We start from the raw sequence: 16,422 nt of genomic DNA, 5'->3' as shown, positions 1-16,422 counted from the left end.
ACCATCACCATCGCCATCGCTTTCACTTGCAGCAGCTCGATGTACCATTACACTGCGTCGGCCAGGCTGTATCCTGTAGCCACTCGGATTCGTAAGCTCCACAGTTACACTTTCACCATCGGCTACAGTAAGCCCGCTGATTTTGACCTTTACTGTACCTGAGACCAAATCAGAAAGATCAACTGAATCCTTATTCGCGCCAGTAATTGTAATATGGCTTGACTCCAGTGTTGCTGGTGACTCATCAAATCCCAGAGTCAACTCGCTGGTAGTTTGCGTTCCTGAAATACCATTCGCAGTCAGATCATAAAATGATACATCCACTGATGTTAAGAAATCAAAAAGATCACACCCCCCAAGTATGACCATACTGAATAACAGTACACTCATACAAACTATCCATCTCCTCATCCGCTGCATGGCTTCTCCCTGCTTCTGAATATATCAGGGAAACATAGCACACGGAAATAGATATTTCATTATTAATTATACTTATGGCACTCTATTCTTTAATGAGTACCTCCGTTGCATATGCGGGTAATTCCAGTCTTCCGGAACAATCGAGCTGCTCGTGAAGATACCGATACGCTCTGTCTTCAGGGATTTCGATTACCTGGTTATCTGCACTATAATTCATAATAAACACTGCATCACCCCGGAAACGAATGTCTATACCTGCAGGAAGATTCCAGCCATGGCAATGGTCGAGTAAGTCGCATTCTTCGAGCAGTTTCCGGTACAGTTCGATATGCAAACTGTCTTCAGAGCGGGCAGCAATATGAAAAGCCTGACCGCGGCCATAGCTGTTACGGGTCAACGCGGGACTCCCGGCATAAAAATCAGCTCCATACTCTGCAAGCACTTCGGCAGTCTGTGGCCTGATTAACTCGCAGTAATCCCTCAGGCTGTATTCGGGCAGCTTCAGACCTGCGGATACGCCGGAGGCCGGGGTCTTCATGCTATTTCGCTCGCCTGGATACAGAGGATCAATCTCACTGACCTCTATTCCCAGTACCTCAGTCAGCGGTCCCGGAGTTCCATTGCTGTAACAGAGATCGCTTTCATTCACCATTCCGGTGAAATAGGTGGTAATGAGATTACCCCCTGCCTCGACAAAGCTGGCCAGCCGCGCCGCAGTATCCTCGGGCATAAGGTAGCCCATGGGCACAATAATCAGTTTATATACACTGAAATCGCTCCCGGAATGAACAATGTCGATATCCGCCCCTTGTGACCACAATGCATAATAATGAGCCTTGACGGTTTCCACATAGGCCTTCCTGCTGTCATTCCTGGGGCCCTTGCTGTCCTCGAATGCCCAGCGGTTTTCCCAGTCAAAGTACAATGCAGCCCCGGCAGAAATTCTGCTTCCAAAAACCTGCGCACTCTCGAGCTTATTCAGCTTGGCTCCAAGCTCAGCTGCTTCACTGAAAACCCGGTCCTCTGCACTCTCTCGATGGCTGACAACTGCTCCATGGAACTTCTCGAAACTTCCACGGCTCTTGCGCCACTGAAAATACTGCACCGAGTCACTGCCATGTGCTACCGCCTGCAGCGAACTGGTAATGTTCATACCCGGCTTTTTCAACTTTGATATCGGCTGCCAGTTTGTGTTCGATGGAGTGCTCTCCATGAGCAGAAACGGCTTGCCTCCACCGAGGGACCGGAATAAGTCGTGCTGAAACGCCACCTCGGATGCACGGCGATAATCATCTACCGCTTCGGTTGGGTCAGATTCAAGTGCCAGCATTTTATAACCCGGCAGATGCCAGGATGGATAACTGTCCCAGGATACGACATCCAGTTCACGGGCCAGCTGCCAGTAATTCAATCCGGGATCCATGGAAGAATCCTCACTGCTCATCATCAGGTTGGTGGTAAAGGGGATATCCGGATTGACTTCCTTCAGACAATCGCGCTCGTAGAGCATAAAGTCCTTGGTCTGATGGGTCACAAAACGGCGCCAGTCCAGGTTCAGTCCGTGTACCGAACCCTCTCCGATTGGGGATGGGGACTCAATCTGATCCCAGGAGCTTATGTTTTTACTCCAGAAGGTATTCCACCAGGCATAATTCAGGGCATCCAGAGTTTCATACCGATTTTCAAGATACTCGCGAAATGCTTTCTGACAATTCTCACAATGACATTCACCGCCGTATTCATTCGAAAGATGCCAGAGCTCAACTGCAGGGTGTGCAGCAAACTCTTCTGCCAGACGCCTGTTTATTATACCAATACGTGTGCGGTAGGCGGGAGATGTATAACAATGATTATGCCGATCGCCAAACAGCTGCTGCTCCCGCCGGGCATTCACCCGCAGGACCTCCGGATATTTTGCGGCCAGCCAGTGCGGACGTGCACCTGAAGGGGTGCCAAGGATTACCGCAATTTCTGCTGCATACAGCCTATCGATAACACTGCGCAGCCAGTCAAACCGGAACTGATTCTCTTCGGGCTCCAGGCTGCTCCAGGAAAACATTCCAAGGGTTGCAGAATTTATGTTCGCTTTCTTCATTAATGTAATGTCCCTGTCCAGTGCAGCAGGCTCATGAAGCCACTGCTCAGGGTTATAGTCACAGCCGTAGTACATACGAACTCCTCGTTTATGTTATTGTGTAGAATCGCTGATCAGCCAATGCTATTCAGCCCTTGACTGCTCCATCTGCAACACCGGAGATAAACTGTCGGTTGAAGATCAGAAAGACGATCAGCATTGGCAGGGTTGCCATAAAGGTTGCTGCCAGCACCATTGAATAATCAATGAAATATGCCCCTTCAAGGGTCCGAAGCATAATCTGTATGGTATGAACACTGCGGTCGCGAAGCACAATCAGTGGCCACATGAAATCATTCCAGAACTGCATGAAGGTGATTATTCCCAGGGTTGCAAAAGCTGAGGGAATGAGCGGAACTACCACAAAGCGGTAAAGCATAAAATATCCGCAGCCCTCAAGACGCCCTGCTTCAAGCAGCTCGTTTGGTACCGCACTGGTAATATACTGTCGCATCCAGAAGACCCCGAAAGCGGTTACTGCAGAGGGCACGATCACCGCCCGGAAATCGCTTACCCAGCCAAGGGTCTGCATAATCATATATTGCGGGATCATACCCAGCTGCATGGGCACCATCATGGTTCCCAGAACAAACAGGAACAGGTATTTCTTCCCCGGGAAATTCAGTTTCGCGAAGGCGAATCCTGCCAGAGAACTCAGAAACAGAACAGAAACCGTAATCGAGCCGGCTACAATCGATGAGTTCAGAAGTCCACGGCTGAAGTTAATCTGCTGAGCAGCCCTGAGCAGATTCTCGACAAACAGCCTTCCGGGAATTACCACCGGTGGAATCCTGGAGACAACCGAAGTAGTATTGGATCCGACTACAAACATCCAGTAGAAGGGGAACAGGGATATTGCTACGATTCCAAGCAGGATTACATGCACTATTAGTTTCTCACTGCGTTTTTTATTGATTAGTTTTCTTATATCCATTGCTGTCTCCTTAGTCCACATACTGGATGCGTCGGGTCAAAAAGGAATTGAACAGTGCAAATCCGACGATTATAAAGAAGAGCATCCAGGCAACTGCAGCTGCATAGCCGAAGTTGAAACGTCCGAAGGCTTCCTGGTACAGATACAGGGTGACAGTCAGACCCTGGGATTGTGACCCAACCCCGAAAATCAGCGGTTCTGCAAACAGCTGCATTCCCCCGATTGTCGAAAGCATGACTGCGAAAACAATTACCGGCCGCAGCATCGGAATAGTGATCTGTGTAAGTCTTTCAAATTTATTGGCACCGTCAATCGTTGCTGACTCATACAACTCCCTGGGAATACTCTGCAAGCCAGAAAGAAATATAATGGCGTTGTAGCCAGTCCAGCGCCAGATTACCATGCTTGCAATGGCTATATGAGTTCCAATATATGAGCCCTGCCAGTTCACGGGATCGATTCCCAGCTGTGTCAGCAGAAAGTTGAGAATACCGTAGCGTCGTGCGAAAATTACCGAAAAAACGATTGCCACAGCTACGGTTGATGTGACATTCGGAATAAAGGCTGCCATTCTGAAAAAACGCTTTCCCTTAAGAAGAGAATCATTCAGCAGCAGCGCGAGAAACAAAGATAGAATCAGCATCGGCACCGTTGAGAGAAACCAGATACTGAATGTATTGCCGACCGACCGCCAGAACATGGTATCTGTCATGAGCAGATTATAATTTCTGAGACCGGAAAAACTCGGGGTACCAAGAGCAGGCCACCTCTGAAAAGAAACATACCCGGTTGCGAAAATCGGAAACAGCTGGAAGACAATGAAAATCACAAAAAACGGGAGAATAAACAGGTACGCCGCCAAAGCTTCAGTTTGCCCGCTGGTCATTTTCAATCCTGATTTTTTTCTGTTTTGTGATGCTCTGTCTAATGATGTGCCTGCACGTGTATCACTCATTTTATTACCCTTATAACTTGGATTGAATATACCGACTGCTTCAGCAGCCGGTATATTCATACAGTCTGTGCTGCTGACTTACCTGTCCAGCTGCCGTCGTGACTCGGCGATAGCACTGGCCCATGCCTGCGCAGGGGTCTCTACACCATCCTCAACCCGGCCAAGGGCAGCTTCCATCTGATCATGCAGAATAGAATGATTCGGCCCGAGGTACTGAGCAATTACTGCATCGGTAGTTCTGGTATAAATCTCACCGATATTCGGGGTAGCGAAGAAATCATCTGTCCATCCGGTGATCGCAGGATCATCATAGATAGCTGGAGTAGAAGGGAAGAGGGCTTCCCGCTGGAAGGCAGTTTTCTGCTGCTCGGGTGCCAGCATCCATTTAATGAAGTCATAGGCTTCCTGCTTGTGCCGTGACTGTGCCGGGATTCCCAGGAAAGAGCCGCCCCAGTTACCACCACCGCCTGGAAAGGCCTCGGTTATAGCCCACTGGCCCCGTGCATCCGGTGAGTTTTCTCTCAGAAAGCGGACCATCCAGGATGGTGCGAACTCGGTTGCATATGCGCCATCGTTATGAGCAGCCGCCCAGTCAGATGTCCAGGCATTGATATTTGCACTTAGCCCTGCTTCATGCGCAGCAATTGCCAGTTCCCATGCCCGCTGAATCTGCGGATTTGACTCAACAATCAGATTTCCATCGGCATCGAAGTAGCGGAAGGGAGCCTGGTTGGCTACTGCATCAAAGAGTTCCTTCGTGCGGCTGAAAAGATACCGCCCGGTTTCTTCCTTGATTATCCGGCCGACCTCGAGATAACTCTCCCAGGTGCTGAACAGTTCTGCTACTTCATCAGGATCCGTTGGTAGACCAGCTGCTTCAAACACATCTACGCGATACGCCATGGCCATCGGCCCGATATCGATTGGCAGACCGATCAAATGATTCCCGTCAGGAGTCATTGCCTGTTCGAACTTCCAGTCCAGATAATCAGATTTAATATCCTGTGCTCCCATATCAAAGAGATTCACAAAGTGCTGCGGATTCTCAAGGAACTGCTGCACGTATGCAATTTCAATGCCTGTAATATCCGGTGCACCGGAACCACCGACAAAAGACACCAGCAGATTCTCGTGCAGGTCACCCTGCTCGATCAGCTGAAGATCGACAGTAACACCAGGTGTCTGTGCGTTGTATTCCGCCACTGCCTGCTGATCAATCGAACCGGACCATGCCCAGAATGTCAGAGTGACATCGCCACCAGCGGCATCCTGTTGTCCACCGGCAAAAAGCACCGGGGTACTCAGCAGCGCAATAGCTGCCATTAAAACCAAAACCTTTTTCATATGCGTCCTCCTTGCATAATGCTATTCTTCCTCAAGGACAAACAGTCCCTCAATTCCCTTGGTTGCTCTTCCGTTATGATCAAACAGTGACCGTGTCGCTGCATCGTCATCCGCCCAGCCAGGTGCACGGAGCCATTCAGCTCCAGTGGTGGCCTGGGACCAGCCGGCTCCCCAATACCACATTCCCTTGATTGATTCGATATCTGCGACTGCAGCTCTTACTGTCTGCAGATAATCGAACTGACCCTGCTGGGTTTCAGGAAAAGGGCCTTCTTCCAGCGGTTCAACATCGTAATATGGACTCCAGTCTTCAGCGAAGTAATTCGCCTCGCTTTCGGTCCAGTAATAGGCTACTTCCACTATATAAATATCGATCTCTCCATTGTAGTGATCGTGCAACGCCTGCATGTCATCTGCGAACCCCTCAATGGTATTATGCCACATCGGATAATACGACAGACCAATCAGATCAAAATCCACGCCTGAATCGGCAAGATCATCGAAGAACCAGGTCACGTCATCTCCATCGTAATGATGATGCAGCATTATCTGCGGCCTTTCAGCCCCATCCATGGCATCCTCGACTCCTCTGATACCAGCCTGAATCAGGCTTACCATACTATCCCAGTCGCTTTCACCATATTCCGCATAGCTCCACTGCCAGGGGTCACCCCACGGCGCACCGACTGGATGCAGCATGCCGCCCTGCATTTCATTGCCGATCTGCACTATCTCCGGGACTATTCCCTCAGCCAGCAGAAGCTCGATAACCTCTTTGGTGTGCTCATAAACCTTGTCCTCCAGAGTCTCGAGGTCCGGATAATCATCCTCGCCCTCATAGGGGTTCTTGTCAGGATCGTTCCACCATGCCTCGGGTATCCATTGATTCCCCGGATCCGCCCACCAGTCAGAATAATGGAAGTTCAGCGCAATGCGGAAGCCAAGTTCATCTGCAGCAATTGCTGTATCGAGTAGATAATCAACATCTGTATGCATACCGTAATTTCCGACCTGCCCGCCAACTGCCTGGGCGAAGTTGCCCGGTGGTTCGACATTGACCCGTATTCTCGCCAGGTCATAGCCATGATCACGAAGAATCACAAGTCCTGATTTTTCGGTACCATCTATATCTGTAAACTGCACTCCTGCGCGTTCGGCATACAGAATTTCAGAGACATCCGCTCCAACATACGGATCCGGAAGTCTATGGGGTTCCGGGTCCTCCGTGTCCCCGCTTTCATCCTGATCACCGTTATCAATAGAATCCTGGCTGCTTTCAGTCTCAACATTTCCTGTTGATTCATCGGTCAGGGGCTGCTCACACGCAGCAAAAACGACTAAGGATGCCAACAGAATCAGGGCAACTGCAATATAAGCAGCGCATTTTTTTCTGTATCTTCCTGGGTTCATATCCACCTCCTCACGTAGATTTTTCTATCGTTAACGTTATCGTGAACGTTAACGATACTTCAAACTATACCCGCTTATGTAGTCTGTCAAGAAAAAATGTGCAGAAATATGCTGCCACAGCCAAAAAACCGGTATTGTTCGCTTTTCGAAAAATCCAGTACCGTGCTACATTTGTCACATGGCAGGCATAAAACAGATTGCAGAATTAGCCAATGTATCCATTGGTACAGTGGACAGGGTTATTCACAACAGAGGAGGCGTTGCTCAGCGCACGATCGAAAAGGTCCGCCAGGTAATGCAGGAGCTCGATTATCAGCCGGACATTCATGCCAGCAACCTCTCCTCGAAACGCGTCTACCGGCTTGCAGCCTTACTGCCCGAACTCAGTCAGGATGGCGGATTCTGGAAAGAGCCAGCCAAAGGAATCAAGGCAGCAATTTCAGAACTCGAGCGTCACCGTATTCATGCGGATATCTACTACTACGATGAGTGGAACATCGATTCATTCGTCAGAGCCATCGACAAGATAGTAGACGACGGCTGCTGCGGTATCCTCATCGCCCCTGCAACAATCAGTGACAACTACGGAGTATTCAGACGGATTCCACGTGACATACCTTATGTACTCTATGACACCTTTGTTCCAGGTGTAGACTGCATTTCCTATGTCGGAGAGAACTCCACACAGGCTGGCCGCAGCGCCGCACAGCTGATGAACGATATGGTTCTGGAAGGAAAGATCCTTGCCCTCCGCAGCCTGCCGGGTACCGACCACATCAACAGGCGCGTTGAAGGCTTTCGACAGTACTGTGCAGAGAAAGGCAGGTTCATTCCTGAAGTAATCGATATAGACTGCACCGTGTCAGACCAGGAGATGCAGGCATTCTTTTCTGACATATACGACAGTATCCCCGAGGTCGGCGGCATATTCATGTCCAGCGGAATGATCTACCGGATTGTAGATTCCGTAGAACACTTCTGGCCGATCAGTCCCAGACTGATCGGCTATGACCTCACCCCGAACAACCGATCCCTTCTGCGTCAGGGCAGAATTGACTATGTAATCGGTCAACGCCCAGAAGAACAAGCCTACCTTGGCATGCAGATACTCTACCGGCAGATCGTGCTGCAGAAACCATCGCCCAGAGAAATAATCGTCCCGATCGACATAATCTGCAGGGAAAACGAAGGACAGTACGCTGCCATGCTAACCCTTAACTCCTTCTCATCGGTCGATATCTAATCGGAATTTGCCGCCCGCAATACCTGGCACTATATTAGTTGCAGGAGGCAACAATGAAATATCGATCTTTGGGAAAATCAGGTGCATATGTCAGTGAACTGTCCTTTGGTTCATGGGTCACATTCAGCAAGCAGGCTGATGTTGATCTGGCAGCTGATATGATCAAAACCGCTTACGATGCCGGGGTCAACTTCTTTGACAATGCCGAGGTTTATGAAAAAGGTAAGTCTGAAACCGTTATGGGAAAGGCCTTTAAAAAGCTCGGATTACGGCGCGACAGCTACCTGGTGTCCAGCAAGGTCTATGGTGGCGTGGTAGAAAAACCCAACCCCAATCAACATGGATTGAGTAGAATACATATTTATGACGGCTGTCATCAGGCAATGGAACGGCTGCAGGTTGAGCACCTGGATCTCTACTTCTGCCATCGACCCGATCCCCGGATTCCAATGGAAGAGGTCGTACGGGCCATGACGGAACTGATCCAGCAGGGCAAGGTCCGCTATTGGGGTACCTCGGAATGGTCAGCCCAGCAGCTCATGGAAGCCTACGCAGCTGCCAGACAGTACAATCTGATTCCCCCTACCATGGAGCAGCCGCAGTACAATATGTTTGAGCGCTACCGCTTTGAAGTGGAGTACGCCCGATTATACGAGAGCATCGGACTGGGCACCACGATCTGGTCACCGCTGGCATCGGGCATGCTCACCGGAAAGTACGACGGCGGGGCTCCGGCCGATGCACGCGTCAACCTTCCTGGTTATGAGTGGCTGAAAAACTTTTTTGAAAGCGAGGAAGGTCAGTCCAGAATCGCCAAAACCAAAGAACTGAAGCAGATAGCAGATGATCTCGGGACAACACGGGCCAAGCTTGCCCTGGCATGGTGTTTGAAAAATCCGAATGTCAGCACGGTAATAACCGGAGCATCCCGGGTAAGTCAGGTCGAAGAGAACCTCAGCGCACTGGATGTAGTTCCAAAACTGAGCGATGAGATCATGCAGAAGATCGAGGATGTAATCCAGACACAGCCAAAACCTATGGAGTTCCAGCTGATCACTGAGTAAAGTCAGTGCCTCAACCCGTACTGTCAGGGGATTCCTGGCAGTATTGGGTGTTATTCCAGCAATTCTTCGCTGCTAATATAGTTGGGAGCATCTCGACCTTCTACATGTTCTTCCACGAATTTTATATCCTGAATATCTTCATAAAGCTCATACAAGGCTTTTTTAAAAAGAGTGGATTTTTCTTCATGGAAATAATCTGCCAGATACGTGACAATTTTTTCTTCATCCTTGTTTAAGCGTACACTTACAACGGCCATTTTTTATACACCTCCGATCTTTTTGTGATTGCATGCACATAAAAATCTCCATTCACCATGGTGAATATTGCTCTGTATCTACCTTTTCGAAGTCTATAAAATTCTTTCGATGAACTCGTTCTTAATTGCTTGATGTCGAAAAGATTTAAATCCTTTGTCTGATCGAGTGCCTGAAAGGCGTGCACAAAGAGCCTTGCCGTATCACCTGGCAAAGATCCCTTTTTGATGCATTTCTTTATCTCCTCATCATAAAAGACCATGACTACAATGTAATACATTTTCCGGATATCTGCAATGAGCGAACATCCGATGTGACCTGTTCTGGTTGCAGGCCTGAATCTGCAATGTCTGGCTTGTGCTCACGCATTGACTTCGTTCCCGCTTTACCGTAGTCTATCGCGGATATCTGTGAATCCAAAGTGAGGACATTTGACCACATTCAACGACCTCGGGCTTGTCCCGGCTCTGCTCGATGCTATCAGCGCGCGCGGATTCGAGACCCCGACCCATATACAAGCGGAAATGATTCCGTTTCTTCTGAATAGCGACCAGGACGTAACCGGACTGGCGCAGACCGGTACCGGAAAGACCGCGGCATTCGGCCTTCCGATCCTGCAAAAAATCGATCTTGAGGACCGAAGCACACAAGCGCTCATTCTTGCACCTACCCGGGAACTCGGGGTGCAGGTTTCGCGTGAGATTGCCGACTACGGCCGGAACCTGAAAGGATTACGCACCGCGACTGTGTACGGAGGAGCTGATTTTGCCCCTCAGATACGGGATCTGCGTTCAGGTGCACACATTGTAACCGCAACCCCCGGGCGCTTGAAGGATCTACTCGACAAGGGAATTGCCGACCTCTCCAGGCTCCGGTTTCTGATCCTTGACGAAGCCGACCAGATGCTCGACATGGGATTCAAGGATGAGCTTGATGCAATTCTTGAAGCCGCAAACCCGGAGCGTCAGACCCTGCTTTTTTCCGCAACCATGCCACGTGAGGTAGCGCGCATCGCCTCGAGTTATATGAAAAACCCGCACGAAATCGTCTCCGGCGACCGGAACCGGGGTACCAGCAATGTGACGCACTACTTTTATCGCGTACATGCGAGCGACAAGTATGCTGCGCTCCGCCGTCTGATCGATGTGCAGACGAATATGTACGGCATCATATTCTGCCGGACACGCGAAGCGGTAAAGGAAATCACACACCGACTTTCCCGGGACGGATACGCCGCCGATGCTCTGCATGGAGAGCTCTCGCAGATGCAGAGAGACTCGGTAATGCGCCGGTTCAGGGAAGGTAATCCAGCACTGCTTGTCGCCACCGACGTGGCTGCGCGCGGGCTTGATGTAGATGATCTCAGCCACGTTATTCACTATGATCTACCCGACGAAATCGCTTCCTACACCCACAGAAGCGGACGGACCGGCCGTGCCGGAAAAAGCGGCTCATCGCATGCGCTTGTGCATCTTCGGGAGGGTCACAAGATCGGCCGGATTGAGCAGGTACTTGGACGCAAGATAGAGGAAGGAAAGATTCCCCGCGGCAAGGACATCTGCGACAGCCGACTCCTTGAACTTCTCGGAAAAATAACCTCCATCGAGGTGAATGAGGAGGCGATCGCTCCCTACCTGCAATCAGTACGGGACTCGCTGGAAAAATTCGACCGGGAAGAGCTTCTTCAGCGCTTTATCTCGGTGGAGTTCAACCGTTTTCTCGCAGAGTACGGTAATGCTCCCGATCTTAACCCTACACCGCCGCCGGCAAAGTCCCGACGCAGCGCATTACGCGACTCCGGTGAAAAGGGGGTTAAGGGAAAAGGAAGCCCCACTGTCCCAATGGCATCTCTGCAGATCAATATCGGCCGGCGTGAAGGAGTGCTGCCCCCGCAGCTAATCGGGATTATCAACAAGTCCACGCAGTCTCACGACATCCGCCTTGGCCGTATTAACATAGACACGGAGTATAGTGAGATTCAGGTAGATGCGACAATGGCCGAACGGGTTTTGAAGGCAATTGATGGAAGCAGCTATCGTGGCAAAACCCTTCATGTGAAGCGCATCGAGGGCAACAGCAGTCGCCGATCCGGGTCCGGAAAACCAGGAAAGCGCCCGAAACCGCGAAAATCGGACACGGGTGCCCCCAAAGGCACAGGTTCCCCTAAAGGTCGTGGCAGCTCAGGCCCCCGAAGAAAACCAACGAACAAGTAAAAGACCTTCCTCTTCTCCACACTTCCTGGTCACCGGGAATGCGGAGAAGGGAAATTGACAATGTATACTGCAACAAGTGCTAATAATCCGCCGATAACTGTGCTTGGAATCGGCTGCTCAGCTAATATCAGGAAAGAAAAAAGAAGGGCCGTCGCGGGGACCATAAAGGTAAAGCTCGCACCCTTGTCAGCCCCAAGCTCCCGGACTGAAACGAAATACATGCTGTTAGCAAATACACCGGCCGGCAGCGCCAGGTACAATGTGTTGAACCAGAACTCCCGTGTATACGCAGCTGCACCCGCAAATCCGGAGATGGGAAGCACAAAATTGCCGCGAAAAATGGCAAAAAGTCCGAGTTCAATGCTCGCCAAAGCGTAGAGGTAGAAGGAAAACTCAATAATACCCATGTTCTGCTGCAGCTTCCTGCTTACATTGGTCAGTCCCGCCCACAACACAGCCGCCACAACGAATATGAGGGCTGCACTGTCTATTATTCCGGATGAAACTATCCTGCCTGTTTCCATAAGCAGAATGCCACCAACAAGCCCCAGGCACAGCCCCAGAATCTGAACAGGCAGTACCCTGGTCCTGAAGACAACGATAGATATGCCGAAGGCAAAGAGTGGATTAAGGCAGGTAACAATTACACCGGACTTTCCCGCAAAGCCGTTTTGCAGTCCGAAAAAGAACAGAATATTGTAGCAGCTGAGAATTAGAGAAGCCGCGATCAGAAGCAGAAGCTTTTCTCTTCCCAAAACAAAGTTCTTACGTAAGATAACCATAGCCGCCAGGAATACAAGCGCCTGAACAAAGAAGCGCCAGAAGGCCGTCATCTCCGGTGCCATACTCAGCGAAATAAGCTTGGCAGAAACCCATGAGCCCCCCCAGAAACTCATGGCAACGAGCATCATCAGGAACATAAATGTTGTACGAGTGGCTGCTGAATTTTTAGTCATTTGTTCAACTTAAATCTTAATTGCTTACGGTTTTTATACGTAGATAATGAGGTAATTATAATTATATATACATTCATTAATGGAATAAAACCTCTGTGAATAATGAATAAATATCTATTCAAACTCTTGATCAACACTTCATTCATAAACACATTGAAAGTAAATAATATCGCCATGACACCGATAACTACGATAAAATTATATCTGAATGTATATAAAAAATAGGATTTAAAAATAGAATATCGCTGGAATAATCTATAATGTGAAACAGGAAAAATTGTATAGAAAATGGTAAAAACGATGACATACAAAATTACAACAGACACGAAAATCATGATAGTATTAAAACTAAATACCCTGGAAAGCAATAAAAAAGGAAGGATGAATATTAAGCTTTGCAATATGTACAAAAATATACTGGAAAAAGCCATTTTTTTATTATAATAAAAATTAACCGTAGAGTAAAAAGTGAAACAAATAATAAAAATCAACAAGAAATCACAGATTCTTAAGAGATAAAAAACAAAGTTTGTCGATATGTAAGATATTAGATTAGTATTAATAAATATATCACACATCAAAAGTGAGGTGAGCAAAATTAATATGGCCACCTTATTTTTCATAACTGCTTTATTCGCACTAAAAAATTCTGCCGAAAAAAAGTTATTCATAAAAAAATCCTTTCCATCCTGAAGCGCGAAGTGTTTGCTACAAAACAGAAATCATCTGTTTCATGACTTTTTCAAATGCCAGCTCTTTCGCCTTTCTGCGTGAGCAGAACCCGAAAATTTCAGCCGTTACCTCACCTTCGATCTTTCCACTCACTGTATGGCCATCCGGACTATTCGTAGTATTGAACTCACATTGGTATGTCATTCTGAAGTTCTTGACGAGAGGTAAAACGAAGTTCCCTGAGTAGATTGGCTCATCCAGCACTCCATTGATCTGAATTGGCGGTTGATTATTGTATATATGCGTGTAATCGAACAGGGTTTCATTATTTTGCGTAACGATTAACTGATAACTGAATTGCTGTTCCTGCTCTGGATATGTATTATACCTGGTGGCCACCTGTGAAGTGGACAAGGTTGATATGTACAGGTTGAGATCAACAACGCCAATCTCACGCAGGACAACAAGACATAGAAGTACGCAGCCAATGGCAATTAGCGATAACTTTTTCTTATTCACATTATTCTCCAACAGAATCTTATTATAGTGTTATCATAGCGCAGCTGCTTAGGTAATTACAGAATATTCAAGATCAATCTTAATCCGAAATCAATTTCTGACATAGCCTTCTGCGGTAAAATGCTGATCCGTTCCAACAATCGACATTTATCAATAGTTGAAATCTGCGAAACATTGACGACACCGGGTTTTGATAGGCCAGACTCCTCTTTTTCTAAAAATACGTTACCAGGAGCATCCGCTAAACTCGTATTTGTGCTTATTGATGCAACAATCACTGTTTGAATATTGCTTTTGTTGAAAGCATCATCCTGGATTATTAAAACAGGTCGTCTATACCCGTGTTCACTACCAAAAGGAATTCCCAAATCAGCCCACCATATTTCACCACGAATCATTCTTTGTAGCCTCTCTCAAAGATTCAATCCCGGTTTCTGCTAAGTCCTCCATGTTATTTTCGTGGGCATAAAGAGTGTTTAATTTATCCGTAATGTATTCTTTGTTATGATGTTCAATAAACTCTTTTATGGCTTTGACATAAAGCTGGCTTCTAGCCAAACCTAATTGTTTGGCCGTTATTTCAGCATCTTTAAATAGATTATCTGGAATTGAGATCGCAGTTTTCATACCAAAAGTATGACAATGGTATAACCATAAAGCAATGGTAATTTTCACTCATATTCAATTACTTCATCGAGAGTATCGACTACTATCGACTGATACCCATAGTCAGTCCGAGATCGAGTGGTGGAAAAAATCCGGCTCCGGAAGATACAGACAAGGAGACATATCTGTCGGTCTGCGGTCGCCAGGTCCAGACAAACCCAAGTTTGGACATGATAAGTTCGGCAGAGCCATGCTTCGAGTCCCAGTACTCCTCACCATAACCGACAGCATAATATGCATCGCCTTGATCAAAGGTATCCATTACAATCATAGCAGAGAACGGAACAAGGAAAAAACTAAACAACGAATCAGCGTTTTTCCGCCAGCGAATAGAGGGGTAAATGCGGGTATCCAGTCCTGCACCATGCATCGAAGCGAAAATCAGATTGTCCAGCTCCAAACCAAAGCCAAAACCGGATCTGGTCCAGTAATTGGATTCTACAACAAACGGCAATGCCAGGGTGGGATCTTCGCTGATAAAGGTACTCATAAGCGCGACGAATGTGCCCAAAATGATTCCTCCAGACGATACCCCGAGCCCCAATTCCAATCGGGTTTCAACAGGCTCGACGGTCTCAACAGTCTCGGCGGATAGTCCGATAGTGGACACTGCGAACAACACAACAAAAAAAACTCGAGGGACAAGGCGGACAATCATATTAATTTCTCCATATCTATTGAGATTAAGTATAGATGGAGCTCTATCATTGTCAAGTAATTTGGTAATGTTTACAGAAATGGCTCCATAAATTGTGTGAACAAGGGTACCCCACCTCTGTTATGCCCGGTTCAATCCGCATCAGTTCTTCACTATTCTCATATTACACGGTGAACATTAATTTCATCCTGCAGTGCTTTTTCTACAAACGAGTTGATTAAACACAGTAATATCATCACGTGTATTAATTACATCTCCATGGAATTTTTGCTGGGGCCGGTGTATACAAAAATAAACGGATGCATTTTTGTATTACCGACCGAACAAACTACACTGCTTTGTTTCTGTTTCTGGTCATGGTTAACATAAAGATGATCCCAACCAGAAGTATTATTATCTCTTGTATCCAAAATCGGGTCTGGATGACATTTTCCTGCATAATGAGCGTGGGAAACAGAGGAATGAATGCATTGAATGCACCGTGTACAATTAATCCGGAAAACAATCTGTTCCCGGAAGCTTTAATTACCCAGGAAAATAGAAAGGACAAGCCAATGCACCCAAGGGCAAAAGCTATAAACGGTAAAAATTCCTGTGTTGATCCAACCATAAACCAAAGGGGTAGGTGCCAAGCAGTCCATACGAGCCCCAAAATTATATTTCCAATCCAGAGTCCGAACTTCGATTCCATAAAGGGTAATATGTATCCCCTCCACCCTATTTCTTCCTGACCACCTCCAAAAAAGACCATGAAGAAAAAATATATAGGGAATATATATATATTTGGTAACAACATTGGTAAGCGATCATAGCCAAACAGTTCGGGGATGTACCAGGCTAGCAGGTTGATAATACCTATCAAGAGCACAACTGCCCATACTTTCCATCCAAACTTGACCGATAAAAAGGACTTCAGAAATTTCCTGATTTCACCCTTACCATTGATGGTTCTTATCGAAAAAAATGTGTGTACACCGGT

At 47.6% G+C, this 16,422-nt stretch carries 16 protein-coding genes; 3 read left to right on the top strand and 13 right to left on the bottom strand.

The window, feature by feature from the left end:
- The 6 genes from ACYQ2L_RS16660 to ACYQ2L_RS16635 form a co-directional block, all read right to left on the bottom strand.
- On the bottom strand, positions 1 to 390 hold a 390-nt coding region (locus tag ACYQ2L_RS16660; RefSeq protein WP_460058141.1), incomplete at its 3' end, for an SRPBCC family protein.
- Positions 391 to 502: 112 nt separating this feature from the next.
- Positions 503 to 2,590 carry a beta-galactosidase gene (locus ACYQ2L_RS16655; RefSeq protein WP_460058139.1) on the bottom strand — a complete coding sequence of 696 codons (2,088 nt, stop codon included), beginning with the start codon at positions 2,588 to 2,590 and terminating at the stop codon, positions 503 to 505.
- 52 nt (positions 2,591 to 2,642) lie between these two features.
- Complete coding sequence (locus ACYQ2L_RS16650) at positions 2,643 to 3,488, bottom strand: carbohydrate ABC transporter permease (RefSeq protein WP_460058136.1); 846 nt, start codon at positions 3,486 to 3,488, stop codon at positions 2,643 to 2,645.
- Between the two features lie 10 nt (positions 3,489 to 3,498).
- Positions 3,499 to 4,443 (bottom strand): carbohydrate ABC transporter permease, encoded by a 945-nt coding sequence (locus ACYQ2L_RS16645; protein ID WP_460058133.1) that lies wholly within the window; start codon positions 4,441 to 4,443, stop codon positions 3,499 to 3,501.
- A 78-nt stretch (positions 4,444 to 4,521) separates the two neighbouring features.
- Complete coding sequence (locus ACYQ2L_RS16640; protein WP_460058129.1) at positions 4,522 to 5,787, bottom strand: ABC transporter substrate-binding protein; 1,266 nt, start codon at positions 5,785 to 5,787, stop codon at positions 4,522 to 4,524.
- Positions 5,788 to 5,808: 21 nt separating this feature from the next.
- On the bottom strand, positions 5,809 to 7,197 hold the full coding sequence (locus ACYQ2L_RS16635; protein ID WP_460058126.1) for a glycosyl hydrolase 53 family protein: 1,389 nt from the start codon (positions 7,195 to 7,197) through the stop codon (positions 5,809 to 5,811).
- Positions 7,198 to 7,375: 178 nt separating this feature from the next.
- Here ACYQ2L_RS16635 and ACYQ2L_RS16630 point away from each other — a divergent pair, with 178 nt between their 5' ends.
- Together ACYQ2L_RS16630 and ACYQ2L_RS16625 are read left to right on the top strand one after the other, a co-directional pair.
- Positions 7,376 to 8,440: a LacI family DNA-binding transcriptional regulator gene (locus ACYQ2L_RS16630; RefSeq protein WP_460058123.1), complete on the top strand. Its 1,065-nt coding sequence runs from the start codon at positions 7,376 to 7,378 to the stop codon at positions 8,438 to 8,440.
- A 53-nt stretch (positions 8,441 to 8,493) separates the two neighbouring features.
- Positions 8,494 to 9,504 (top strand): potassium channel beta subunit family protein, encoded by a 1,011-nt coding sequence (locus tag ACYQ2L_RS16625; protein WP_460058121.1) that lies wholly within the window; start codon positions 8,494 to 8,496, stop codon positions 9,502 to 9,504.
- A 50-nt stretch (positions 9,505 to 9,554) separates the two neighbouring features.
- Here the strand turns inward: ACYQ2L_RS16625 and ACYQ2L_RS16620 are convergent, their stop codons facing one another.
- Positions 9,555 to 9,761 (bottom strand): DUF6290 family protein, encoded by a 207-nt coding sequence (locus tag ACYQ2L_RS16620; protein WP_460058119.1) that lies wholly within the window; start codon positions 9,759 to 9,761, stop codon positions 9,555 to 9,557.
- Positions 9,762 to 10,190: 429 nt separating this feature from the next.
- On the opposite strand from ACYQ2L_RS16620, the gene ACYQ2L_RS16615 reads away from it, so the two are divergent.
- Positions 10,191 to 11,972, top strand: a complete 1,782-nt coding sequence (locus ACYQ2L_RS16615) for a DEAD/DEAH box helicase (RefSeq protein WP_460058117.1) — start codon at positions 10,191 to 10,193, stop codon at positions 11,970 to 11,972.
- Between the two features lie 29 nt (positions 11,973 to 12,001).
- Here the strand turns inward: ACYQ2L_RS16615 and ACYQ2L_RS16610 are convergent, their stop codons facing one another.
- From ACYQ2L_RS16610 to ACYQ2L_RS16585, 6 genes are all read right to left on the bottom strand, one after another.
- Positions 12,002 to 12,928: a DMT family transporter gene (locus tag ACYQ2L_RS16610; protein WP_460058115.1), complete on the bottom strand. Its 927-nt coding sequence runs from the start codon at positions 12,926 to 12,928 to the stop codon at positions 12,002 to 12,004.
- Between the two features lie 708 nt (positions 12,929 to 13,636).
- Positions 13,637 to 14,119 carry a hypothetical protein gene (locus tag ACYQ2L_RS16605; protein ID WP_460058113.1) on the bottom strand — a complete coding sequence of 161 codons (483 nt, stop codon included), beginning with the start codon at positions 14,117 to 14,119 and terminating at the stop codon, positions 13,637 to 13,639.
- A 56-nt stretch (positions 14,120 to 14,175) separates the two neighbouring features.
- Positions 14,176 to 14,517: a type II toxin-antitoxin system PemK/MazF family toxin gene (locus ACYQ2L_RS16600; RefSeq protein ID WP_460058111.1), complete on the bottom strand. Its 342-nt coding sequence runs from the start codon at positions 14,515 to 14,517 to the stop codon at positions 14,176 to 14,178.
- The gene (locus ACYQ2L_RS16595; RefSeq protein WP_460058108.1) at positions 14,504 to 14,746 is read right to left on the bottom strand and encodes a ChpI protein; all 243 of its coding nucleotides are present in this window, start codon (positions 14,744 to 14,746) and stop codon (positions 14,504 to 14,506) included. Before ACYQ2L_RS16595 ends, ACYQ2L_RS16600 begins: the two co-directional genes overlap by 14 nt.
- 82 nt (positions 14,747 to 14,828) lie before the next feature.
- On the bottom strand, positions 14,829 to 15,443 hold the full coding sequence (locus tag ACYQ2L_RS16590) for a hypothetical protein (protein ID WP_460058106.1): 615 nt from the start codon (positions 15,441 to 15,443) through the stop codon (positions 14,829 to 14,831).
- A gap of 328 nt (positions 15,444 to 15,771) precedes the next feature.
- A partial coding sequence (locus tag ACYQ2L_RS16585) for a CPBP family intramembrane glutamic endopeptidase (protein WP_460058104.1) occupies positions 15,772 to 16,422 on the bottom strand: 651 nt, incomplete at its 5' end.

Source organism: Spirochaeta dissipatitropha (assembly GCF_054657935.1).
Note: the sequence above shows the minus strand (reverse complement) of the source record. Positions and strands in the feature narration are given on the sequence as shown.

Bases quoted from the DNA above. Each gene is read 5' to 3' on its own strand.
- ACYQ2L_RS16655 (WP_460058139.1), bottom strand. From the start codon at position 2,590: ATGTACTACGGCTGTGACTATAACCCTGAGCAGTGGCTTCATGAGCCT.
- ACYQ2L_RS16650 (WP_460058136.1), bottom strand. From the start codon at position 3,488: ATGGATATAAGAAAACTAATCAATAAAAAACGCAGTGAGAAACTAATA.
- ACYQ2L_RS16645 (WP_460058133.1), bottom strand. From the start codon at position 4,443: ATGAGTGATACACGTGCAGGCACATCATTAGACAGAGCATCACAAAAC.
- ACYQ2L_RS16640 (WP_460058129.1), bottom strand. From the start codon at position 5,787: ATGAAAAAGGTTTTGGTTTTAATGGCAGCTATTGCGCTGCTGAGTACC.
- ACYQ2L_RS16635 (WP_460058126.1), bottom strand. From the start codon at position 7,197: ATGAACCCAGGAAGATACAGAAAAAAATGCGCTGCTTATATTGCAGTT.
- ACYQ2L_RS16630 (WP_460058123.1), top strand. From the start codon at position 7,376: ATGGCAGGCATAAAACAGATTGCAGAATTAGCCAATGTATCCATTGGT.
- ACYQ2L_RS16625 (WP_460058121.1), top strand. From the start codon at position 8,494: ATGAAATATCGATCTTTGGGAAAATCAGGTGCATATGTCAGTGAACTG.
- ACYQ2L_RS16620 (WP_460058119.1), bottom strand. From the start codon at position 9,761: ATGGCCGTTGTAAGTGTACGCTTAAACAAGGATGAAGAAAAAATTGTC.
- ACYQ2L_RS16610 (WP_460058115.1), bottom strand. From the start codon at position 12,928: ATGACTAAAAATTCAGCAGCCACTCGTACAACATTTATGTTCCTGATG.
- ACYQ2L_RS16600 (WP_460058111.1), bottom strand. From the start codon at position 14,517: ATGATTCGTGGTGAAATATGGTGGGCTGATTTGGGAATTCCTTTTGGT.
- ACYQ2L_RS16595 (WP_460058108.1), bottom strand. From the start codon at position 14,746: ATGAAAACTGCGATCTCAATTCCAGATAATCTATTTAAAGATGCTGAA.
- ACYQ2L_RS16590 (WP_460058106.1), bottom strand. From the start codon at position 15,443: ATGATTGTCCGCCTTGTCCCTCGAGTTTTTTTTGTTGTGTTGTTCGCA.